The sequence below is a fragment of the Acinetobacter sp. YH01009 genome, from assembly GCF_013420765.1.
GTDB classification, from domain to species: domain Bacteria; phylum Pseudomonadota; class Gammaproteobacteria; order Pseudomonadales; family Moraxellaceae; genus Acinetobacter; species Acinetobacter amyesii.
Map to the genome: position 1 here is coordinate 21,453 of NZ_VOYE01000010.1, position 21,998 is coordinate 43,450.

The 21,998-nt window shown below is 40.6% G+C and carries 23 protein-coding genes; 9 read left to right on the forward strand and 14 right to left on the reverse strand.

The features are described 5' to 3' along the window. Positions 1-39: 39 nt before the first annotated feature. Complete coding sequence (locus tag FTT76_RS11115; protein ID WP_180109431.1) at positions 40-522, reverse strand: copper resistance protein NlpE; 483 nt, start codon at positions 520-522, stop codon at positions 40-42. Positions 523-802: 280 nt separating this feature from the next. On the opposite strand from FTT76_RS11115, the gene FTT76_RS11120 reads away from it, so the two are divergent. Then, positions 803-1,381 carry a 1-acyl-sn-glycerol-3-phosphate acyltransferase gene (locus FTT76_RS11120; RefSeq protein ID WP_180007486.1) on the forward strand — a complete coding sequence of 193 codons (579 nt, stop codon included), beginning with the start codon at positions 803-805 and terminating at the stop codon, positions 1,379-1,381. Between the two features lie 79 nt (positions 1,382-1,460). On the opposite strand, the gene FTT76_RS11125 is transcribed toward FTT76_RS11120, so the two are convergent. Both FTT76_RS11125 and FTT76_RS11130 read right to left on the reverse strand, forming a co-directional pair. Beyond that, complete coding sequence (locus tag FTT76_RS11125; protein ID WP_078192963.1) at positions 1,461-1,790, reverse strand: hypothetical protein; 330 nt, start codon at positions 1,788-1,790, stop codon at positions 1,461-1,463. Positions 1,791-1,980: 190 nt separating this feature from the next. Next, on the reverse strand, positions 1,981-2,718 hold the full coding sequence (locus FTT76_RS11130; protein ID WP_180011853.1) for a sulfite exporter TauE/SafE family protein: 738 nt from the start codon (positions 2,716-2,718) through the stop codon (positions 1,981-1,983). Positions 2,719-2,917: 199 nt separating this feature from the next. Here FTT76_RS11130 and FTT76_RS11135 point away from each other — a divergent pair, with 199 nt between their 5' ends. Next, entirely contained in the window at positions 2,918-3,382 is a 465-nt protein-coding gene (locus tag FTT76_RS11135; RefSeq protein ID WP_180055798.1) for a hypothetical protein, read from the forward strand. A 56-nt stretch (positions 3,383-3,438) separates the two neighbouring features. Here FTT76_RS11135 and rsmD read toward each other — a convergent pair whose 3' ends face one another. Together rsmD and mrdA are read right to left on the reverse strand one after the other, a co-directional pair. Further along, complete coding sequence (rsmD, locus tag FTT76_RS11140; protein ID WP_180055797.1) at positions 3,439-3,990, reverse strand: 16S rRNA (guanine(966)-N(2))-methyltransferase RsmD; 552 nt, start codon at positions 3,988-3,990, stop codon at positions 3,439-3,441. A 3-nt stretch (positions 3,991-3,993) separates the two neighbouring features. Further along, the gene (gene mrdA / locus FTT76_RS11145; protein WP_180190523.1) at positions 3,994-6,036 is read right to left on the reverse strand and encodes a penicillin-binding protein 2; all 2,043 of its coding nucleotides are present in this window, start codon (positions 6,034-6,036) and stop codon (positions 3,994-3,996) included. Between the two features lie 235 nt (positions 6,037-6,271). Here mrdA and FTT76_RS11150 point away from each other — a divergent pair, with 235 nt between their 5' ends. The 4 genes from FTT76_RS11150 (at position 6,272) to FTT76_RS11165 (ending at position 9,199) form a co-directional block, all read left to right on the forward strand. Next, complete coding sequence (locus tag FTT76_RS11150) at positions 6,272-6,790, forward strand: hypothetical protein (RefSeq protein WP_168378317.1); 519 nt, start codon at positions 6,272-6,274, stop codon at positions 6,788-6,790. A 64-nt stretch (positions 6,791-6,854) separates the two neighbouring features. Then, a complete protein-coding gene (locus FTT76_RS11155) occupies positions 6,855-8,171 on the forward strand; it encodes a hypothetical protein (RefSeq protein WP_218955900.1) in 1,317 nt (438 codons plus the stop codon). Between the two features lie 84 nt (positions 8,172-8,255). Then, on the forward strand, positions 8,256-8,915 hold the full coding sequence (gene adk / locus FTT76_RS11160) for an adenylate kinase (protein ID WP_078189866.1): 660 nt from the start codon (positions 8,256-8,258) through the stop codon (positions 8,913-8,915). A gap of 86 nt (positions 8,916-9,001) precedes the next feature. Then, positions 9,002-9,199 carry a hypothetical protein gene (locus tag FTT76_RS11165; RefSeq protein ID WP_180003963.1) on the forward strand — a complete coding sequence of 66 codons (198 nt, stop codon included), beginning with the start codon at positions 9,002-9,004 and terminating at the stop codon, positions 9,197-9,199. Positions 9,200-9,255: 56 nt separating this feature from the next. Here FTT76_RS11165 and nth read toward each other — a convergent pair whose 3' ends face one another. Both nth and FTT76_RS11175 read right to left on the reverse strand, forming a co-directional pair. Beyond that, positions 9,256-9,945: an endonuclease III gene (nth, locus tag FTT76_RS11170; protein ID WP_180123729.1), complete on the reverse strand. Its 690-nt coding sequence runs from the start codon at positions 9,943-9,945 to the stop codon at positions 9,256-9,258. Positions 9,946-9,947: 2 nt separating this feature from the next. Further along, the gene (locus FTT76_RS11175; protein WP_168378315.1) at positions 9,948-10,742 is read right to left on the reverse strand and encodes an RnfABCDGE type electron transport complex subunit B; all 795 of its coding nucleotides are present in this window, start codon (positions 10,740-10,742) and stop codon (positions 9,948-9,950) included. A gap of 330 nt (positions 10,743-11,072) precedes the next feature. Here FTT76_RS11175 and gdhA point away from each other — a divergent pair, with 330 nt between their 5' ends. Continuing rightward, positions 11,073-12,419, forward strand: coding sequence for an NADP-specific glutamate dehydrogenase (gene gdhA, locus FTT76_RS11180; protein WP_227591817.1), 1,347 nt, complete (start codon positions 11,073-11,075; stop codon positions 12,417-12,419). An 80-nt stretch (positions 12,420-12,499) separates the two neighbouring features. Here gdhA and FTT76_RS17815 read toward each other — a convergent pair whose 3' ends face one another. From FTT76_RS17815 to rlmH, 4 genes are all read right to left on the reverse strand, one after another. After that, positions 12,500-12,826, reverse strand: coding sequence for an META domain-containing protein (locus tag FTT76_RS17815; protein ID WP_180007500.1), 327 nt, complete (start codon positions 12,824-12,826; stop codon positions 12,500-12,502). 219 nt (positions 12,827-13,045) lie between these two features. Then, on the reverse strand, positions 13,046-13,822 hold the full coding sequence (locus FTT76_RS11190) for an META and DUF4377 domain-containing protein (RefSeq protein WP_180007492.1): 777 nt from the start codon (positions 13,820-13,822) through the stop codon (positions 13,046-13,048). Between the two features lie 168 nt (positions 13,823-13,990). Beyond that, positions 13,991-14,767, reverse strand: a complete 777-nt coding sequence (locus FTT76_RS11195; RefSeq protein WP_180007493.1) for a dioxygenase — start codon at positions 14,765-14,767, stop codon at positions 13,991-13,993. Between the two features lie 137 nt (positions 14,768-14,904). Next, the gene (rlmH, locus tag FTT76_RS11200) at positions 14,905-15,387 is read right to left on the reverse strand and encodes a 23S rRNA (pseudouridine(1915)-N(3))-methyltransferase RlmH (RefSeq protein WP_078189858.1); all 483 of its coding nucleotides are present in this window, start codon (positions 15,385-15,387) and stop codon (positions 14,905-14,907) included. 152 nt (positions 15,388-15,539) lie between these two features. On the opposite strand from rlmH, the gene FTT76_RS11205 reads away from it, so the two are divergent. Beyond that, positions 15,540-16,502 carry a M20/M25/M40 family metallo-hydrolase gene (locus tag FTT76_RS11205; protein WP_373685846.1) on the forward strand — a complete coding sequence of 321 codons (963 nt, stop codon included), beginning with the start codon at positions 15,540-15,542 and terminating at the stop codon, positions 16,500-16,502. 417 nt (positions 16,503-16,919) lie between these two features. On the opposite strand, the gene lon is transcribed toward FTT76_RS11205, so the two are convergent. From lon to FTT76_RS11220, 3 genes are all read right to left on the reverse strand, one after another. Continuing rightward, the gene (lon, locus tag FTT76_RS11210) at positions 16,920-19,346 is read right to left on the reverse strand and encodes an endopeptidase La (protein ID WP_180007494.1); all 2,427 of its coding nucleotides are present in this window, start codon (positions 19,344-19,346) and stop codon (positions 16,920-16,922) included. Positions 19,347-19,493: 147 nt separating this feature from the next. Next, a complete protein-coding gene (locus FTT76_RS11215; RefSeq protein ID WP_180004140.1) occupies positions 19,494-20,081 on the reverse strand; it encodes a 5-formyltetrahydrofolate cyclo-ligase in 588 nt (195 codons plus the stop codon). Between the two features lie 305 nt (positions 20,082-20,386). Continuing rightward, complete coding sequence (locus FTT76_RS11220) at positions 20,387-20,761, reverse strand: diacylglycerol kinase (protein ID WP_168378310.1); 375 nt, start codon at positions 20,759-20,761, stop codon at positions 20,387-20,389. Between the two features lie 261 nt (positions 20,762-21,022). Here FTT76_RS11220 and FTT76_RS11225 point away from each other — a divergent pair. Then, a partial coding sequence (locus FTT76_RS11225; RefSeq protein WP_218955901.1) for an MBL fold metallo-hydrolase occupies positions 21,023-21,998 on the forward strand: 976 nt, incomplete at its 3' end.

Genomic DNA, 21,998 nt, shown 5'->3' on the forward strand with positions numbered 1-21,998 from the left:
CGGGGATTTTTTTATAACAATCCTAGTTAGAGTAAAACACTAATCAAGCTTTTTGGTGAGTTTAAGATTTACTTCAGGCATTTCTAGTTTTTCACCTTTATCACCACGAAGCTCAATAAAGTTTTCACCTACAAAGTAAATTCGATTGTCGCCCTCGGCATCAAGTTGAATCATTCCAGGTTGATCTGGCAAGAACTTAAAACTGCCTTTCACTTTATTTTCAGTGTTCGCAGGTTTACCTAAAAACTCTTGGCCAAGCTCATAGCTTTTATTGAGTTTGAGTTCAAGCTCAGTTTCAATCCCTTTGCAATCATGGCAAGGTAGAATCCCTTTATACTCACCCGCCCAATCAAGTGCATTTTCGGTGTTATCACCTGTGGCAATCGGACTTTCTGAGGCTGCGTCTGTATTGGCAATGACATTATTATCTGGTGGTGTCGCAGTTTCAGATTCATTGCTGGTTTTTGAACATGCCGTTAAGGTTGCACTGACCATACAGAGAGCGAGCATTAGTTTTTTCATGAGATTTATACACCGTATGTACCCAATATAATGCTAAGCGTGACTTTTATTGCTCAAGAAAAATAGCCTATTCCTGTTAACAATTGTGTGTTTGGTTAATACATCAAAACAGACATTTAATTTTTAAAATTCGTAAATAGTGAAATATTGGTGATTTACCTAAAAGTGAACGCTAAAGGACATTTATATATTAATTGGTGAATAACTAAACAATATAGGCTTTTATAATTATTTTGCGTTGTTAAACTCTGCGGCATAGAAAAAACTGTCGGTGCAAATTGTGTTTGAAAAAACAGCGGAAAAAAGTCTGAACTTAATGGGGTGGCAAATTGATAACCATTGGGATTTAAATATCGACCAATGTGTCATGATTGCAGCGCCACATACCAGTAATTGGGATGCACTTTATGCACGCCTTGCCCTGAAAGCTTTAGGGGTAAATGTTCGCATCACGATTAAAGACAGTTATATGAAGTTCCCGTTTGGGCCTTTTGTACGTGCCATGGGCGGGATTGGTATTAATCGACGTCCAAAACAAGATGGTGAAGCTCGTCAAAGTATGGTTGAGCTCATGGCTGACTTATTTAAGCATCATCCGAAATTGGTCATGTTAGTGACGCCTGAAGGGACACGCGCTAAACAAGAGAAGTGGAAAACTGGTTTTTATCATGTTGCTATGCAAGCGGGTGTGCCGATTGCTTTAGCTTATATGGACTATGCGCAGAAAAAAACAGGTGTGGGTAAAATTGTTTATCCTACAGGTGATTATGAAAAAGATATGGCGGAAATCATGGGTTTCTATGCGCAAATACATGCCAAATTTCCTGAAAAATTCAGTGTCGATACACGCTATTACTAATCTAACAATCCAATAAAAAGGACAGCATCGGCTGTCCTTTTTACGTTTAGATGATTTTGTTTAGACTTTTATATTGAATTTAATCATGAAAATCGGGATGGATACCGCCCAGATTTTGACATGCCGCCTTATAAATAATGTATTGCTGGTCAACCACATCGATGAGCGGGATACGAAATAACTTTTCGCCTTGCTTATAGCTATCGATATAAGACACGACTTTTTGTTTACTTGATGCTAGTTTTTCTTCATGGAAAGTTGTAATCGAGCTATGAGTCATATGTGAACTTTCAATATTATTGCACTGAAAATGTGAGAGTAGTTTTTCAGCTTTTTTAATTTCGCTGGACGTGCCAAACATACAGCCGCTAAGCAGAGTTACACCTGCAAGCAGGATGAACTTTTTCATGGTTTTATTTTAAGCAAAATTATGAGGTGCAATATTCTATTAATTTTCGTCAGAAAAATTAATTACTTTTTTACCATTTGGCTAATTTTTATTTAAATGTGAACTGTGTCATTGTTACAAGATGTGAATGTCTAACTGAAAAGGCGTTTTATTAGAATAATTTCTACAAATATCTTTAGGTTTTGAGTTATCAGATTAAGATACTCATTGTCACCAAGAAGCAGCCTGAAGAAAATAATAGCCCTAACACGATATGCTTAAATTGGCGTTCTGAAATACGATAGAAAAGTTTGGCACCAAAAATCACGGGAAAAGCCATAATTACCAACAGCACGGCTAAATAGGGCAGATGTTCACGATGGATGATCCCTTGTAGCAGATAGCTAATGAGTGTGACGAGCTGAATGGCTAAATTGAAATGTCGCAAAATATAGCGTTGTTCTGCTTTGGGTGTATTTTTCAGCATGAGCCATGCAGAGGGTAATGCACCACAAAAGCCTCCAAGACCACCCAAGATTCCAGCAATATATCCAATACTAGAATCCGCCCATTTCCCTGATTTTTGGATGAATGAAAATTTAGGATTAAAAAATAAAATTGGGCACCAAAACATTAAAAAAGCGCCCAAAACCAATTTAAATGTATCTGGATTAATGCTGTCTAATAAATAGGTACCGAGTGGTACACCTAAAATTCCTGCAATTAAATAGGGATAAATGATTTTTTTATTGATCGGAATGCTTTTACGTTCTGATGATAATGAAATGAAGTGGCTATAAACTGAAGCGCAGACCACCAAGGGTGCGGCTATTTGTGGGGGGAGTATCCAAACCCAAAATGACATTGCGATAAGGGCGAATGCAAACCCTGTTAATCCTTGTACGAATCCCGCAAAGATGGCACCAAGAATAAAAATCAGCCAAGTCATTAAATTACAGCTTTGTAATACGTGGCGCTATTGTAGTGAATTTTTCTATATAAATGTGGCTGACTGAGCAAATGTAGCAAAATTGGATGTCAAATGATGAATAAAACATGAATGTTTAAATACAGCATATGTACACAGACTTCCGATTGAATTCATTTCGATAAGTGAAAATGCCCTTCATCAAAGAGGAGTGCTACACATGCTTAAACAAGTTGCTTTGCTATCTGTGGTTGCAGTTACATTTACAGGGTGTGTCGTGGCGCCATTTGATGATGGCCGATACCATTCGAATCAATATGGCTATGCAAATCAATATGGTGGTTCATACGGACAGCGCTATGACTCAAGTCAGCGTTATGACCGCTCATATGGTCGAGTGAATAGCCCGCAACATCGACCAAACTCACCACGACCGAATTCGAATAACCGTCCAGACAATATATATAAACCAAATGCGCATAAACCGAATGTACACAATTCTTCATCTCAGCATCCGTCAAATGTGCAGCGTCCAAGCGCAAAGCCTCAGACTTCGGCTAAACCCAATACAAGCAAGCCCCAGCAGCAAAAACCACAGCAACAACGTCCAAAAGTGACGCCCGTGGATAAAGCTAAAACCACAGGTGGATTTAACAGCCAGCGTCCACTTCGACCACAGGTTTAACGATTTTCAAGTAATAAAAAAGTACGCATTGACGTCCTTTTTTGTGTGCATTTACATTAAGCCTTTTTATATAAGCCTGCACGCACCGTCCCAGCTTTGGTTTGTTTGATTTGCTGCCAAGTGCTCGGGAGTTTTAATTGAGCAAGATCACGGTCAGCTTCGATATAAATTAAACCATTGTCTGCAATGCAGGGATCGACCAATTCAGCAAATTCTTGCCATAAATCAAGACTATACGGTGGATCTAAGAAAATCAGATCAAATTGATCTTTCAAGTTAGGGATGGCTTGTTGAGCCGTCATGTTTTTGAGTTGCACACGTTGTTTACTGACCCTTAGGAGTTCTAAATTGTCCATGAGGAATTTCGCTTGGGTGCGATCAGGTTCAATTAAAACAGCTTCTGCTGCACCACGCGAGAGTGCTTCAAATGACAAAGCACCTGAACCTGTACAGAGGTCGAGGACTTTGGCATTTTGAACATCCCACATGAGCCAGTTAAATAATGTCTCGCGGACACGGTCAGGTGTAGGGCGTAAACCGTCAATACTGGCAAAAGGTAATTGACGACGCTTCCATTCACCACCAATGATTCTTAATTGATTTTTCATGAATTATTCCTCATCGGTTGTATGTGCGGCACTGGCAGCACGAGGTGTTGTATTTGCAGTATTCGGTTGTTGAGTGGCACTGTTGTTCTGCTGAGCTGTTGGGCTCGCATTTGGATCGGCTGATAAAATATTAGAGCCGCTTGGTAACTCACTCGGTTTTAGACCCGCAGTCATGAGACCACCGCTAATTTGATGGCCTGCAGGACGAATTGGATTCTTTTTACGTGTTAATAACCAGTAGTCAAACATTGGTTTAGCAATTTGAGCAGCAGAACCACCGTGACGACCATTTTCCCAAACGACGGCAATCGCAATTTCAGGTTTTTCCGCAGGGGCAAAACCAACAAATAAACCATGGTCAAGCTGACGCTCTGTCAATAAAGATTCGTTATAGCGTTTACCTTGGGCAATACTTTTAACCTGTGCGGTGCCTGTTTTACCTGCGATTTGATACATTGGGGTACGAATACCACGACCGGTCCCTGTTTGAACCACATCAATCATGGCATCACGCATTTTGATCCAATCATCTGGCTTACCATTAAATTGAATGCGACCATTCGGGGCGTTATGGACTTTGTGGACTTTAGAGCCTTTGCTTTCACGCAGAACGTGAGGTGTAACATGAGAGCCTTGATTGGCGGTAATGGCTGTCGCCATCGCCAGTTGTAATGGTGTTGCAGTAAATGCACCCTGACCAATACTGACAGAAATGGTTTCACCTTTGAGCCAGTTGGACTTCCGTGTGCGAAGTTTCCATTCAGGATTTGGATATAGCCCAGTGCTTTCACTTGGTAAATCTACACCGGTTTTTTCACCGAAGCCAAACTGACGCATCCACGTATTCATTTTTTCAATGCCCATACGATAGGACAAGACATAGAAATAGGTATCGCAGGAAACGACTTGGGCTTTGTGTAAATTGACTGAGCCATGACCAGTTTTTTTGTGGTCACGGAAACGATGGCTATCACCCGGAAGCGTGAAATAGCCCGGATCGGAAATGGCTGTACTCCAGTCCACTAGACCATAATGAATACCACCTAGACCAAACATTGGCTTAATCGTTGAACCCGGTGGATAAGCCCCTTGCACAGCACGGTTATATAATGGCTGATCGAGACTATCACGCAGTTCAGAATAATCTTTACTGCTAATCCCTGTAACAAATAAGTTTGGGTTAAAACTAGGACTAGAAACGAGAGCAAGAATTTCCCCAGTACGTGGGTCAATCGCAACAATCGCACCACGTCGGTCTGCAAGCTGCTCTGAAGCGACCATTTGCAGTCCATAATCTAGGGATAAATATAAGTCATTACCACGAATCGGATCTTTACGACCTAGATGACGTAACACATTGCCAAAGGCATCGGCTTCAACCGACTCATTTCCCGGCATACCGTGTAAAAGTTCTTCGTATGATTTTTCAACGCCAATTTTACCGATCAGGTTTGAGCCAGCGTATAAATCTTTATCAATCGATTTTAGTTCTTTGTCATTAATACGACCCACGTAGCCAATCACATGGGCAAACAGTTCACCATGTGGATAGTAGCGAGTCATCTGGGTCTCTATATTGACACCCGGAAATTGATATTTTACCTCACTAAAACGGGCGATATCATTTTCATTTAAATTCAATTTTATCGAAACACGTTCAGTCTTTTTAGAGGTTTTAATTCGACTTTTAAAGCGTTCGATATCCTCATCTGTCAGTTCTAACAGAGGCGTTAGGCGCTCTACCGTATCATCAATATCTTCAACATCCGCTCGGCTCATGGTTGCTGAGAAAACCGGATAATTATCTGCCAATAACACGCCATTACGGTCATAGATATAACCACGTGAGGGTGCAAGCGGTTGCAGTCGAATTCGGTTTTGATCTGCAGCAGTCGAAAAGGTCTCATAACTCTTGATTTGCAAATATGCATAACGCGCCACGAGCAACAGCATAAAGAAGGAGACAATCCCTATCGAAATCACTACGCGATTACGATAAATCCGCTTTTCTTGCTGGACATTTTTTAAAGGATAATGCTGCTTCATACGCGTTCGACTTAAAGACTGAGAGCTAAAATAACGGAAGAGGCATATTCTAGCGCAACTGACATTTTTTTTGATAAATAAAAACGACTCTGCTGTGATTGCAGTCTATATTTTGACTTTGCAGACATGAAAAATATGGGGCTTTGTGTATAACAGTTCATATTATTCTGCTAAAGTCGAAACGTATAAAAAAGGAATATTCCAAAAAATAATACTAAGGAAGTTTGTGAAAACAATGAATAAATTATATCCATTGCTTGTATTTATGATGCTTGGAAGCATCGCACATGCCAATGACAATTCATTTTTACCTGAGGCAAAATTAACAGGTGAGGGTTATCAACCATGGAATGTTGGAGCAGGTTTTACTCAAAAAATTATTCACGTGAATGGTGAGTGGGTAAACCCATATGGCATTGCCTATGCAAAAGCTGGTGTTTTCTTGAACGATGATAAAACACCTGGCGGGCAAGTCGGCTTTCGTTACCCAGTTCATTTCACTGGCAAAGATAAAAATGGTTATTATATCGGTGCTTATGCGGGCCACATCGACTCCAAGAAAGTAGATGGTGAAGATGAAGCGCGTTTAGGTGGTGGTATCGATCTTGCTTATGTGATGTTGAGTGCCGAGCGTATTAGTACGTTTAGTGTAGGCTTGGGTGCGGGTGAAAAATTAGAAGACAAATCAGGTAATGTGATTGTGGAAACCGAACCGAGACTACAAATCTCATATACTTTAAGTTTTGGTTTGTAGTGAAAATAATCAACTTTATTTTATAACCGCACTCACTGAATAAAATTAAATATGGAAGTTATGCATGCTTGAGTACGTTAACGAATTGTGGCAAACCTTTTTGCAACGTCCCGATTTTTGGGCTGTGCTGAGTATTATCCCCGTTACCGCATTCGTTACCTGGGCACACGTTTGGATGGCACTGAAAATGGTGTTTTACCCGATTACTTTCTGGGGATTCCATTTAGGTCCATTACCCGTAGGATGGCAGGGGATTGTGCCAAGAAAAGCTGGACGTATTTCTGGCATTATTACGGATAATACATTGTCTAAATTGGGTTCCTTGCGTGAGTTTTTGGATGCAATGGATCCTGAGGACATGGCGCGCATCATTGGTGAACAAGTTGGCTTTGAGCTTGAACATTTGATTGATGAAATCATGCTAGACCGAAATGCGGTGCTTTGGGAAAACCTACCGTATTCGATTAAACGCCGTATTTATGCCCAAGCACATAAACAGCTGCCAAATACCTTAAAAGAACTCGTGACCGAACTGACCATGAACGTAGAGTCACTTGTTGATATGCGTGAAATGGTGGTGAGTCAAATGGAAGCGGATCGTCTCTTGATGGTGCGTATGTTCCTTAAAGTTGGCCAAAAAGAAATCAACTTTATTTGGCATATCAGTGCCTTGATTGGGATGTTCTTTGGTATCTTCCAGATGATCGTTTGGTTTGTGGTGCCTTGGCATTGGACGGTTCCATTTTGGGCAGCAATCTGGGGGTTTTTGACTAACTGGATTGCTATCTGGATGGTATTTAATCCTATTGAGCCGCACCCCGTAAAGTATTTGCAATTATTTGAATTAACTAAAGATCGTAAATTTCCTTGGATTAAACCTGTGATTCCACGTATTGGAACGTACAATGTTCAAGGTGCGTTTATGAAACGCCAAGAAGAAGTTTCGGATGTATTCGCAAGTGTAGTCACAGAAGACCTAATTACGTTAAAATCTATCATGACCGAAATGATGTATGGCGGGAAGAAAGATAAGACCCGTCGCATTGTGAAACGTCATATTAATGAAATTATGGAATCTCCACTGGTTCGTACCTCATTACAGTTGTCTTTAGGTCCAAAAGAGTACGCAAAACTCAAGACAGACTTGATCGATCGCTCAATTGAAATTACGATGGTGCCTGTATGCGACCCTGCGTTTAATGCGAGCCGTGCACAGAAAATCTTTCAAATGTTTAGAGACCGTATTCGTGAGCTAACACCGAAAGAATTTCAAAATCTATTACGTCCTGCATTTCAGGAAGACGAATGGATTTTAATTGTCTTGGGTGGTGTAACCGGTTTTATCGCGGGTACAATACATTTGTTTGTGGCTTTCTTATAATTAGATGCTGGAAGACGATATGAATCTTGGGTTCAGATCACTACATAGCGTCATATACAATGTTTAAAATGAGGATGTTTTTTTATGCGCATTATATTACTCGGACCACCTGGAGCAGGTAAAGGTACACAAGCTCAGTTGATCTGTAAGCGCTACGATATCCCACAAATTTCAACCGGTGATATGCTCCGTGCTGCGATTCGTGAAGGTACTGAATTAGGTCTACAAGCTAAAAGCGTCATGGACAATGGCGGCCTTGTATCTGATGAGCTTATTATTGGTCTTGTTAAAGAACGCATTGCTCAACCTGACTGTGTTAACGGCTGCATTTTCGACGGTTTCCCACGTACGATTCCACAAGCTGAAGCGCTTGAAAACGAAGGTATTAGCATCGATCACGTGATTGAAATCGATGTACCTGACGAAGAAATCGTTCAACGTTTATCTGGTCGTCGTCAACACCCTGCATCTGGTCGTGTATATCACACCGTTTACAACCCACCAAAAGTGGAAGGTAAAGATGACGAAACTGGTGAAGACCTTGTTCAACGTCCGGATGACCAAGAAGCAACAATTCGTAAGCGTTTAGGTTCTTACCACGCTGAAACTGAGCAATTGGTTGGTTTCTACCAAGGTCGTGCAGCTTCTGGCGAAAACGCACCGACTTATGACAAATTAAATGGTCTTCGTCCAATCGATCAAGTTCAAACTGATTTGTTCGCGATTTTAGATCAGTCTAAATAATTCAACTTTTTTGAATTTTTGACAATCAAAGAGTCCTACTGCATAGTGGGGCTCTTTTTTTATGTGGCTTTTAGGGCGAATCTGTTATGAAATTTGCTTTGGTTATAATGGTCATCATCGCTGTGGCGGTGTTATTGGGCTTATTATTTGTCAGCTTTAAAATGTTGCGTAAGGTGCAAGTGGAAGAAGCAGAGCAAGCTAAACTGAGCCCGAAGCAATATCGCTTACATCCAAAGCTGCAGCAAGAGCTTGATAAAAAACAAAAAGAACAAGATAAAAATTAAGCATCAACTCGATCAATTGATTCTTACAAATTTCATCTGCCCCGAAATTGAAGAGATTAATCTTCAATTTGGGTGGTTTTAATCGGTCTTAATGCGCCAAAGTCAAAACGGTCGGGCCAATTACACACATCAGACACGATGCATTCATCACATTTGGGTTTGCGGGCAATACAGGTATAACGCCCATGCAGAATCAACCAATGATGTGAATCAACAATAAACTCTTTGGGGATGACTTTGACGAGTCGGTGTTCGACTTCCAGAACATTTTTGCCGACAGCCAATCCTGTTCGATTCCCTAAACGAAAAATATGCGTATCGACTGCCATAGTTGGTTGTCCAAAAGCAGTGTTCAGCACCACATTTGCAGTTTTACGACCGACACCGGGTAAGGCTTCCAAATCTGCACGATTATTCGGAACGATACTGTTATGCTTCTCAATGAGAATCTTGCAGGCTTTAATGACATTTTCCGCTTTTGAGTTATACAGGCCAATGGTCTTGATATATTCCTTCAGTCCGTCAACACCTAACGCATAAATAGCTTCAGGAGTATTTGCTACTGGAAAAAGTTTATCTGTGGCTTTATTGACGCTAACATCAGTGGCCTGAGCAGATAGGGTAACAGCCACTAAAAGTTCAAATGGACTACTATAATTGAGTTCAGTTTTCGGGTTGGGGCGTTGCTCACGTAAGCGTTCAAAAAAAGTTTGAATTTGCTTCTTAGTCATGTTTTTAACAGCCATGATTAAGCCCCTTGCAGTTGTGTTAGTTGTAGCGTTAGCGTATGGAGTAACTCACGTTTTTTTGCATCTTCTCGAACACTCAGTTGTTTTTCTAATTTCTTAATTTGTGTACGAATTTTTGCAAGTTCAATGGTGGTTTTTGCATCGAGTTGAACGACTGGCGTAGCAGGTTTTTCCACGACTTCAATGACCGGTACCAAGTCTGTCTGGGTCGAAAATTGGGCAAAAAGTTCCGTATCAATTTCTGCGCGTACAACAGGGCCTTTACGATTAATTCGGCGCTTTTCCTCACGTTGAATATGTGCATAGTAGCGGCGACGTAAATCATTCTGTTCTGCGATTCGAACGGCTTCAGATGGCACTTGATCAAGCTCTTCGACAAGGTCGATACAATCCACTGGACAAGGTGGAATGCAGAGTTCGCAGCCCGTACATAAATCCGTCAAGACCGTATGCATCAATTTGCCTGAGCCAATAATGGCATCAACAGGGCAGGCACTAATACATTTGGTACAACCAATACATTCATCCTCACGAATCACAGCTTTAACCCGTTGCGGGCGTCCATCACTTTGGATTGGCCAAACGCTGGCTTCTGCTGTTAAGTGTGGACGATTTAATAACGCTGCTAGTGAATCTGCTACAGGTTGACCACCGGGTATACATTTATTGGCTTCTTCTCCTTCACTGATGGCTTTGGCATAGGGTAAGCAGCCGTCTCGGTGTCCACAAAGTCCACATTGAGTTTGTGGCAATAGGGCATCAATTTGTTGGATGAGGGAAATTTCAGAAGTCATGGGTAGTCGCGAGTACAAATGAAGGCAGAGAAAAATCAAAGAGGACGTTGAATTCTAGCATGTTTCAGTATGAATTACTGTGCGCAAAAATGGGTCTATAGATGCATCATAAATGAGCAAAATAATTCATTAAAATATTCCTAAAAGTAATAATATTTATAACTAAAATGCCTGAGTAATCAATTTAAATCGCTGTTCTTTAAAGAATTTAAAGATTTTTTAAAAAAACTATTGCTGATTAGTTACAAAAGATATTTAATATTTTGCGCCAAAATATATCTTTGATCAAAATTGTGATCAATTTTGATCCATACATCTGCTGAGGATTAAGTGTTGAAATATAACAGCCTTAACGACTTCCTAGACTACGTTAAAACACGTGATGAACATCAACCTGAATTTCTTCAAGCTGTTGAAGAAGTGATGACGAGCCTTTGGCCATTCATCGAAAAGAACCCACAATATGCTGACTACGGTTTGCTAGAACGTCTTGTTGAGCCTGAGCGTGCAATTCAGTTCCGTGTTTCATGGGTAGATGACAAAGGTCAAACTCAAGTTAACCGTGCTTTCCGTGTTCAATACAACTCAGCAATTGGTCCATTCAAAGGTGGTATGCGTTTCCACCCATCAGTGAACCTTTCAATTCTTAAATTCTTAGGTTTTGAACAAACTTTCAAAAATGCCTTAACTACACTTCCTATGGGTGGTGGTAAAGGTGGTTCAGATTTTGACCCTAAAGGTAAATCTGAAGGCGAAATTATGCGTTTCTGTCAAGCATTAATGATCGAGTTATACCGTCATCTTGGTTCTAACACTGACATCCCTGCGGGTGACATCGGTGTAGGTGGCCGTGAAGTTGGCTACATGGCTGGTATGATGAAAAAATTAAGCAATGACACAGCATGTGTGTTCACTGGTAAAGGTTTAACTTTCGGTGGTTCACTTGCGCGTCCTGAAGCAACTGGTTACGGTACTGTGTATTTCGCTGAGGAAATGCTAAAAACTCGTGGCGATAGCTTTAAAGATAAAGTTGTAACGATTTCGGGTTCTGGTAACGTTGCACAATACGCTGCTGAAAAAGCAATGTACTTAGGTGCGAAAGTGGTTTCACTTTCTGACTCAGCTGGTACTGTATACGTGAAAGACGGTTTCACAACTGAACTTCTTGCTGAAGTAATGGAATTGAAAAACGTTAAGCGTGGCCGTATTTCTGAATTTGCATCTAAGCACGGTTTTGAATATTTAGAAGGTCAACGCCCTTGGTCAATCAAATGTGATATCGCACTGCCATGTGCAACTCAAAATGAATTAGATGAAGCTGATGCTGAAGCTCTTCTTGCTAATGGCGTAATCTGTGTTGCTGAAGGCGCAAATATGCCATCTACTTTGGCTGCAGTTGAGAAATTCGTTGAAGCGAAAATTCTTTATGCACCAGGTAAAGCTTCAAATGCAGGTGGTGTTGCAACTTCTGGTCTTGAAATGTCTCAAAACGCAATTCGTTTGGGTTGGACTTTCGAAGAAGTTGACGAGCGTCTACACGCGATCATGAAAGAAATTCACCGCAACTGCGTGAAATACGGTACTGAAGAAGATGGTACTGTGAACTATGTAAACGGTGCGAACATTGCAGGCTTCGTAAAAGTTGCTGACGCAATGCTTGCTCAAGGCGTTTACTAAGTTCTCCGTAAGTTGAACTGAAAACCGAGGCTTCTGCCTCGGTTTTTTTATAGCTTAATGGTTTGGAATATATTGGATTGTTAATTAGTGCTCATCAGGGGAAGTTGGATTTCGCTATCCATAACACTGAAGTGAAAATTTAAGGGCTGGCTGAGCAAACTTTTAATATGAAGCCCTAGCTGATGTAACTGTGGGCGGAACTTCAGAGTACTCCCAACATCTCCTATAAAACGCAAAGTATGCTTTTCTACATCATAATTGCGGCCAATGTGATTACAGCTGCTAAAAAATGTCACAGGGGCATTGTTGAATGTGAGTGTGGTTTGGGAGGTTAGAGCATTATTCTCTACGAGAACCCACGTCTTTTGAGTTAATTGTTCTGCTTCAAAATCGCGTAAATCAGTAATTCACTGTATGCCTTTAAAAATATAGGTCTGTTGATTGTGATTCATCACGATGAATTCAGGCAGGGCATTGGGGCTTTGTAGTAACTTTAGGTTCACATCGCGAAAGCATTGGCTGAACAGCACATTGTGATTTGAAAACTTTGCACGGCTGATTAGCGTTTGCGGTTGTGTAGATATAAAAAACCGAGGCGATGACCTCGGTTTTTTATCGGCTGTAACTTACAAGGTACCTTTTACGGCTTCACGTTCGACTGACATATCAAAAATATAGGCATATTTTGATTGGTCAGCAGCAGGGTTTTTACGTTCAAAACGTTTTACGCGAATAATTTGGCGTTCTGCAGGAGTGTGCTTAAAGCCTTCAATTTGATCGTAAAATAAGGTCCAGTCTTTATCAACTTGTGTTTTTAGGCCTTTTTTATCGTACTTCACTTCACGCACTTGCAAACAAGTTTGTGGAGCAACGCCTGTGCATTGTTTCGTTTCAGGGCTGATTTCAAGGAAAATCGTTTCGCCTTGTGAGTTATATTGGGTTTCAGGTGTTAATTTTCCAGTGAACACCAGTTTCTCACCTGTTGCAGAGATAATGGTTAACGTTGGATTTTGTGGATCTGTAGTATTTAAAACAAAAGGTGCTTTACGGTCACTAAAGAGTGAAGATGCAAGTCCTTCTTGTTTCATCGCATTATCAGGACACGCCATCATGGTAGATGCAATGTTGCCTGTTACAAGTGTATTGTGTTCCACTTTCCATTGGGTTGACATGCTATTACAGCTGGTTGAAATACCCAAAGTGCCATTTTCTAGAAAATTTAAAACTAAAGGTTTTGGTGCATTTTCAGTGGTGGTGCTCCATTGATATGAAGCTAAAGTTTTATCAGCATTTTGTTGTTGTAATACGCTCACGGCTAAATCTCCAGCTTTTTGGATATCGCTTGATTGACATGCTGCAAGGGCTAAAGGGAAGAGGGCAATCGCTAAATATTTTAATTTCATTACGCTAACTGTTCTAAGTGAATTTCAGCCTGTAGCATAACCCATTCATTTTAAAAAAATATGAATACATTCAGCTCAAATAAGTAGCAAAATGTATCCATAAATAATAATTTGTTAACTTATTAATATAAATTATGAATAAGTCAAGCTATCTCGTTTTATTCACGTTTAATCAAAACGATAAATATCCATACCCAGCGAACCCATACTAAAGCTACTGTGAACAATAGAGAAGCGGGGGCCTGCACCCATCGCAAAGAAGATGGGTGCAAAATGTTCAATGGTCGGATGGTTGCGTTGTACAAACGGGATATTTTGCCAATCGAGAACTGCATCAAAATCTTGATGAGTGAGCTTATTGACCACAAAATTACGGAATGTAGATGCCCACTCAGGCACGGTTGCTGCACGTCCATCCCAAGCCAATTCACGTAAGTTATGAGTAATACTGCCCGATCCAATCAACAGGATTTGCTTGTCACGTAAAGGTGCGAGCGTTTGTCCAATTTTATAGATCTTTTGCGCAGACATAGTCATCGGCAGCGATATTTCAATCACAGGAATGTCTGCATCAGGATACATATGCAACAACGGCATCCAAACGCCATGATCACGTGGACGAGTGCTGTTGGCATGTGCCGATAATCCTGCATTGGCAAGTAAATGAAGAATTTCTTCTGCAAGCTCTGGGTTACCCGGTGCTGGATAACGAATATCATAAAGTTCCGCAGGGAAACCACGGAAGTCATGCCAAGTTTCAGGACGGGCACTGGTACTTACTTCTAGTGCGTTACTTTCCCAATGTGCGGACATGATAATAATGGCTTCCGGTTTTGGAAGATTCAGGCTTAAACGTTCCAACGCAGGACCGACTTGCTCAGGATTGATGGCAAGCATAGGTGAGCCATGGGAAATAAATAAACCTGGAAGTGTTTGTAAATTCATCGCGGTCGCCGTTGGTTGTTTAAAGGAATATGATGATCATGCACTATATTATTCAGCGTAACAATTCGGATAATTTCAACGGTTTGTTTCATTGTTGCAACGCTGTAACTGCTGTATACGCTGGATGTTAGTTCGGATTAACCCGCACGATGGTAAGGGTGATTATGATTAATACTCATTGCACGGTATAGCTGTTCGATGAGCATGACACGAACCATTGGGTGTGGCAAAGTTAGTTTAGACAAAGACCAATGCCATGCTGCTGCTTTACGTACCGCCTCAGAATGTCCATCTGGCCCACCAATGGCTAAAACCACATCATTGCCTTCAAGCATCCAACCTTTCATGGTTTCAGCCAGTTTTTCCGTACTGAACTCACGACCACCAACTTCTAAGGCGATCAGTACTTCATTCGATTTCATGGCATTTAAAATGCTGTCACCTTCAATTTGACGGTATTTTAAAATGTCGGCTTCTGAGTCGTTCTTGCCACGTTTGGCCATAGGCAGTTCAATGATCTGCGTTTGAACAAATGGCTGAATACGTTTGAAATAATCTTCAAAACCCGTCAGAACCCATGCTGGCATTTTTTGACCGATTGTCAGAATACGAATTTTCATACAGCGCCTGAAAGTATACAAAAGAGCATTATAACGGTTCGCTTGCGCTTTGTATGTTCAGACACAATTTGCAATTGAAATCGTGTTCTGCTTGCTGTTTAAATACGCAGCATAAGCAGATTAGATCGAAGATGAAAATTGGAATAATAACAATGAAAAAAACATGGCAGGACGGTAAATTATTTTTGCTCAAGCAAGCAGCAATGCTTTCAATTTTTGCATGGTGTTCATTTGCGGCGTATGCCAACAATATTAGAACCGCTGAACCGGATAATTTAAAAGTCTATTTAGAGCAAATTATTGGTAATGAAGCTGAATATCGTAACTATAAGAACATTCAAGAGTTAAATCGGGTGTCTGCTTGGATTCGTGAGCAGATGCGTTTATTTGGTGTTAATTGTCGTTTTCAAACCTATACCGTAAACAGCCAACCATACCGTAATGTGGTTTGTCCCTTAAATGCAGGGCATAGCAACCGAGTGATCATTGGCGCGCATTACGATGTATTTGAGGAGCAGCATGGCGCTGATGATAATGCTTCTGGCGTTGCAGGTGTACTCGAAGCTGCTCGGATTCTTTCGGCTGAAAAAGCGCGTTTAAAACAAAATATTGAATTTGTATTTTATACCCTCGAAGAACCGCCGTATTTTAGAACAGAGTCGATGGGCAGTTTTATCCATGCAAAATCGGTAGCAAAGGAAAAGGATAAAATTTCAGGTGTGTATATTCTGGAAATGATTGGTTATTTTGATCCGAAAGTTACCCAAGAATATCCAGTTGGGTTGAAATGGATTTATCCATCGCATACGAATTTTATTGCATCGGTAGGGAACATTCAGTCTCGTGACTTAACCTCATCGTATTGTGCGGCGATGGAGTCTTTGAAGCAGTTGCAATGTGAACGCTTGATTTCACCGTCATTTATTCAGGGTGTTGATTTTTCAGATCATATGAATTATTGGCAATTTGATATGCCGGCGATGATGATTACTGATACGGCATTTTATCGTAATAAGCACTATCACACTGAGCAAGATACCCTGGATAAATTAAACTTAGACAAAATGGCTCAAGTGATCGATGGTTTGGTGAAAACCATCTTAAATTTGAAATAGCATGTCTTTAAAAACATGACATAAAAAACGCAGCCCCGAAAGCCTGTGGACTGCGATAAAAGGTCATCTACCTGGAGATGTAGATGACCATCTTGTTCCAATGATCATCACGCTTTTACACGTGATTGGAACCAATAAAGAAACATACAGCGCGTATATCTCTCTACTATATATGTGGGATAGAGGGCGATATTTCAAGTAATAGCATTCAAATTTTGTAAGACTTTCTTATTGGCTATTATTGATCTTGATGTCGAATTTGAAATAGTTATCCAATCCATAGTTGTAGCTGTTGGCTTGAATCTAGTGGTTGTGAAGAATTTGAATGAAAAGTTTCGAATATACAGTATGAAATAATGGATATAAAAAAGCCCTGTCGAAACAGGGCTTTTTTCTTTTATTGCGAGTTGCTAGCGCTTAGTGACGTGCAGCTTTGCCACCTTCAGTTGCTTTGACAATCGGTGTCTTTGCAAGAGGTTTAGGCATATCAACCAAGGCTAGTGGTAAAATCTCATCAATCGATTTCACTGGTTTAATTTCTAGACCTTCTTTGACATTGTCTGGAATCTCAGCCAAGTCACGAACGTTGTCTTGTGGGATAAAGACAAGCTTGATGCCACCACGGTGAGCAGCGAGAAGTTTCTCTTTTAAACCACCAATGCGCATTGCACGGCCACCAAGACTGGTTTCACCGGTCATCGCAATATCTGGACGAATCGCAATGCCTGTAAACGCTGAAACAAGAGCGGTAGTTAGGGCTAAACCAGCAGATGGACCATCTTTCGGTGTTGCACCTTCTGGTAAATGCACGTGTACATCTGTTTCTTCAAAGCGAATCGCTTCAATACCTAGTTCATCTGCACGGGTACGTACAACAGTCATCGCTGCTGTGATCGATTCTTTCATGACATCGCCAAGAGAACCGGTGGTAATGAACTTGCCTTTACCTTTCACTGCTGCAACTTCAATTGTTAGTAGCTCACCACCAACAGATGTCCAAGCCAAGCCATTTACACGACCCACTTCAGCTTCTTCTTCGGCCATACCGAAGTCGAATTTGTGTGGACCTAAGTAGTCAGGAAGATTTTTCGAATTCACTTCAATTTGAAGATTTTTCGCTTTCTTGCTCACCGCTTCTTTGACCACTTTACGTGCAATTTTAGACACTTCACGTTCTAAGCTACGGACACCAGCTTCACGTGTATAACGTTGTACGATATCGCGAATGGCTTCTTCGTGAACGGTTAATTCTTTCGCACGTAGACCGTTGTTCTTGATGGCTTTTGGAACGAGGTAACGTTCAGCAATATTCACTTTTTCATCTTCGGTATAACCCGGTAGACGAATCACTTCCATACGGTCAAGCAAAGCTTCAGGAATATTCATGCTGTTTGCAGTACAGATGAACATCACTTCAGAAAGGTCTAGATCAAGATCTAAGTAGTGATCATTGAACTTGCTGTTTTGTGATGGATCTAGGACTTCAAGCAATGCTGAAGCAGGGTCGCCACGGTAGTCTTGCGCCATTTTGTCAATTTCATCGAGTAAGAACAGTGGGTTCTTCACGCCAACTTTTGTCAAAGACTGCACAATTTTACCCGGCATTGCACCAATATAAGTACGACGGTGACCACGTATTTCAGCTTCATCACGCACGCCGCCAAGCGCCATACGGACAAATTCACGACCAGTTGCTTTGGCAACAGATTCACCGAGTGAAGTTTTACCTACACCTGGGGGACCAACTAAGCACAGGATTGGACCACGAAGTTTTTTCACACGTGATTGAACAGCAAGGTATTCCACAATGCGGTCTTTCACGTCGTCTAAACCATAGTGATCGGCATCAAGAATATCTTGAGCTTTCGCAAGGTTAATGCTGACTTTGCTGGCTTTGTTCCAAGGCGTATCTAAAATAACTTCTAGATAGTTACGCACGACAGCAGCTTCGCTCGAAGCAGGTTGCATTGCTTTTAGCTTACGGAACTCATTTTCAGCTTTCTTGCGTACATGTTCAGGTAAATCGGCTTCAGCTAGACGTTTTTCAATTTCTGCAACGTCATCCTCACCACCGCCATTCATGTCAGAAAGTTCGCGTTGAATGACCTTCATTTTTTCATTTAAGAAGTATTCACGCTGATTCTTTTCCATTTGGCGTTTTACAGAATCATGTAAAGTTTGTTCAATTTGCTGTTCTTCTGACTGTTGTAATAAATAGGTCATGAGTTCAGCTAAATGTGCTTCAAATTCATCATGCTCTAAGAATTTTTGTTTGACATCAATATTCAAAGGAACACGTGTTGCTACGAAGAATAATAATTGCAGCAAATCATCAATTTTATTGGCTGCTGCAATCAATTCACGTGCATTACGCAGTTTTGCTTCTGCATATTGAGCAAATAAGGTGCGTAATTCTTCCACACGATTATTCTGAGTTTCTGAGTCAACAGAAACCGTCATTGGGCTTAATGAATGCTCGGCAGTCAGGTAATCATCGGTATCGATAATTTTTTCTAACTTGGCACGATATAAGCCTTCAATCAGTACTTTTATACAGTTTTCATCATTCTCATGATTCACAACTTGCACAATCTTCGCGACAGTACCGTATTGATATAAATTGTCGTGATCAATTTCTTCTGTAAGCGAATCTTTTTGTGCAACTACGAATACAAGATTGTCACTGTCACGTGCGACATTGACTGCATTGATCGACTTTTCACGACCCACAAACAGTGCAATTTGCATGTGAGGATATACAACCACATCTCGTAGCGCTAAGAGCGGTAATACGCTCGGAATTGTAGTTTCCAAGCTTTCTTCATTCATAATAATCTCAGACATGGGCACTCCTAATGAGTGACAACGGTGTTGCCATGTTTTTTATAGTGATGTGTATTTTTTAAATTACAAGGGTCATGCCAATTAAAATGTATAAAAAATGACTAAATATGTGATTTATAAGTGTAACTCAGTGTCAAGAATATCAAATTAACGTTTGAAGCTTAAAGTTTGAGATGGGCTAATAAAGCCATCTAGCGGTTGATCCCATGCCTCTCGGACCAAAGAGTCTTGAATGAGTTGAAAATCATGACCAAGTCCTAAACGGTAGGGGGTAGAGTGGGCTGTTACTAATGTTTTATCGTAGAAGCCACCCCCCATACCAATACGTGTGCCGTACTTGTCGCAAGCCAGCAAGGGCATGATTAAAAGGTCAAGATGAGAAACATGCTTCCCACGACTTGCCATAGGCTCTTTCATGCCGAGTGGGTGATGAGAAAAACGTTTATTGATGTACTGATGTCGTGAGATTTCAACCCAAACCAGTTGCTGATTCATGTTGCAAATCATGGGTAAATACACGTGTTTATGATGCGCAAAACAGTAATGGATAAGCTTTTGAGTGTGAATTTCACCGAATGCATGTAAATACACGCCTATATGCTGACTGCGCTGAAAATAACTGAGTCTGATTAAACGGTGTAGGACTTGTTGTTCAGCTTGTCGTTGGGCCCATGGGTTTAGGCTACGACGCTGCTTGCGGAGTTGTTTGCGAAGGCTGGTGGTGCTCAAAGTCATGATTCATTTCAAAGTAGCACAAAATTCTCAAGGCATTTTAACGCGTTCAAGCTTAAAAGTCCGAAAAAATAGGATTTATCTTTTCTTGTAAAAGCGTCCTTAAGAAGCGGTCTGCTCAATGAATGTGTATCTATTTTCCCCCCTCTAATCTTGTTTAAGCCAATGATTTCATAGTTTGAATTTTTGGCTTATTTCGATGGATCAGTAGATGTGCATAGGGACGCGTAAATTTTACTTAAAAAACAGAAATAAGGAATTAAAAAAAGCAGGGCATAACCCTGCAAATAGAGTGAGACAGCCTTTATTTAAGGCAAAAGGATAATAAACCAAGTAAAAAAGATAATTGCTAAAGCAACGAATTGAGCGGCACTCCCCATATCTTTTGCAATTTTAGAAAGTGGATGCTTGTCTAAAGATACGCGGTCGACAACGGCTTCAATGGCAGAATTGAATAACTCAACTATCAAGGCAAATAAGCACACCACTACCATAAGGGCATGTTCAGCACGACTCACATCGAGAAAATAACTGGTAGGAATAAGCACAATATTCATCCAGACAATTTGTCGAAATGCAGCTTCATTTTGATAAGCAGCTTTGAATCCGTCGAGGGAATATTGCGTTGCATTTAAAATTCGTTTAAATCCAGATTTGCCTTTAAACGGGGAAATTTCACTCATAGCACTGTACAGACGTATAGATTTAAAAACTGGCGAAAATATAGCATGCCAAGCTTAAAGTTTTCTTGCATTCAGTTTTTATTTTATTGGGCCTAAAAATTTAAGGGGATTTACATAAGCCTGTATCAAGTTAGTGCTATGTTTATTCATTATTAGACTTAAAATTTGCCTGAATTTCAGGCACAATACAGGCGTTTAAAATTTTTAATTTTGAAGCCTTTGCTTCATTGCATGAAATAATAAAAGTGATATAGGTCAACAATGAAAAACTTTAGTTTTGCTGTGCTTGCAGCAACACTTTTAACCAGCCAGTTTGTCAGTGCAGAGCCGGCAGTTATTCAAACGGAAATCAAAACGAATGTGACACAGCCCATGGGATTTTATCCTTTCCAAGTGGGTGCATATAAAGTCATTGCTTTAAAAGATGGGACACTCGAATTAAGTCCTGATTTATTTAAACAAAATTTAACTCCAGAAGAAGTCAGTGCCTTATTTCAAAAGCTTGCGGTTGATCAGAGCAAAGGCATACAAACCAGTGTCAATGCCTATCTGATTGATGATGGACAAGGTGGCATCAGTCTTGTTGATAGTGGTGCAGCCAGTTGTTTTGGTCCGAACTTAGGATCTATTGCACAAAATATTGAAGCAGCTGGCTATAAGCTTAATCGCGTACGCAGTGTTTTCTTAACCCATTTACATCCTGATCATGCATGTGGCATTGCGAAACAAGGTAAGGCTGTGTTTCCAAATGCAACGATCTACGTCAATGAACAAGAAAGTCAGTATTGGTTAAGTGAAAGCACCGTCGACACTTTAGCTGCTGAAAAGCGTGAAGGTTATTTAGCAACTGTTGCGAAAATTAAAGCTGCGATTGCGCCTTATCAAACCATGCGGAGTTTTAAGACTTTTAGCGTTGGTTCTGTGATTAATGGATTAGAAGTACTACCGAGTGTTGGGCATACACCAGGGCATTATTCTTTTATCTTAAAGTCGCAAGCTAAAAGTTTTGCTATCCTCGGTGATGTGGTTCATTCGTATCATTTACAGTTTGAACAACCCAAGTTATCTGTCGATTTTGATGTCGATCCGGTCAAAGCCAGTGAAACTCGTTTAGCAATTTTTAAACGTTTTGCTCAAGAGCAAACCTTCGTTGCATTTGCACATTTACCATTTCCGGGTATTGGTAAAATTAGTGAAATGAATGATGGTCAGTTCCGTTGGAACCCGCTAAATTTAG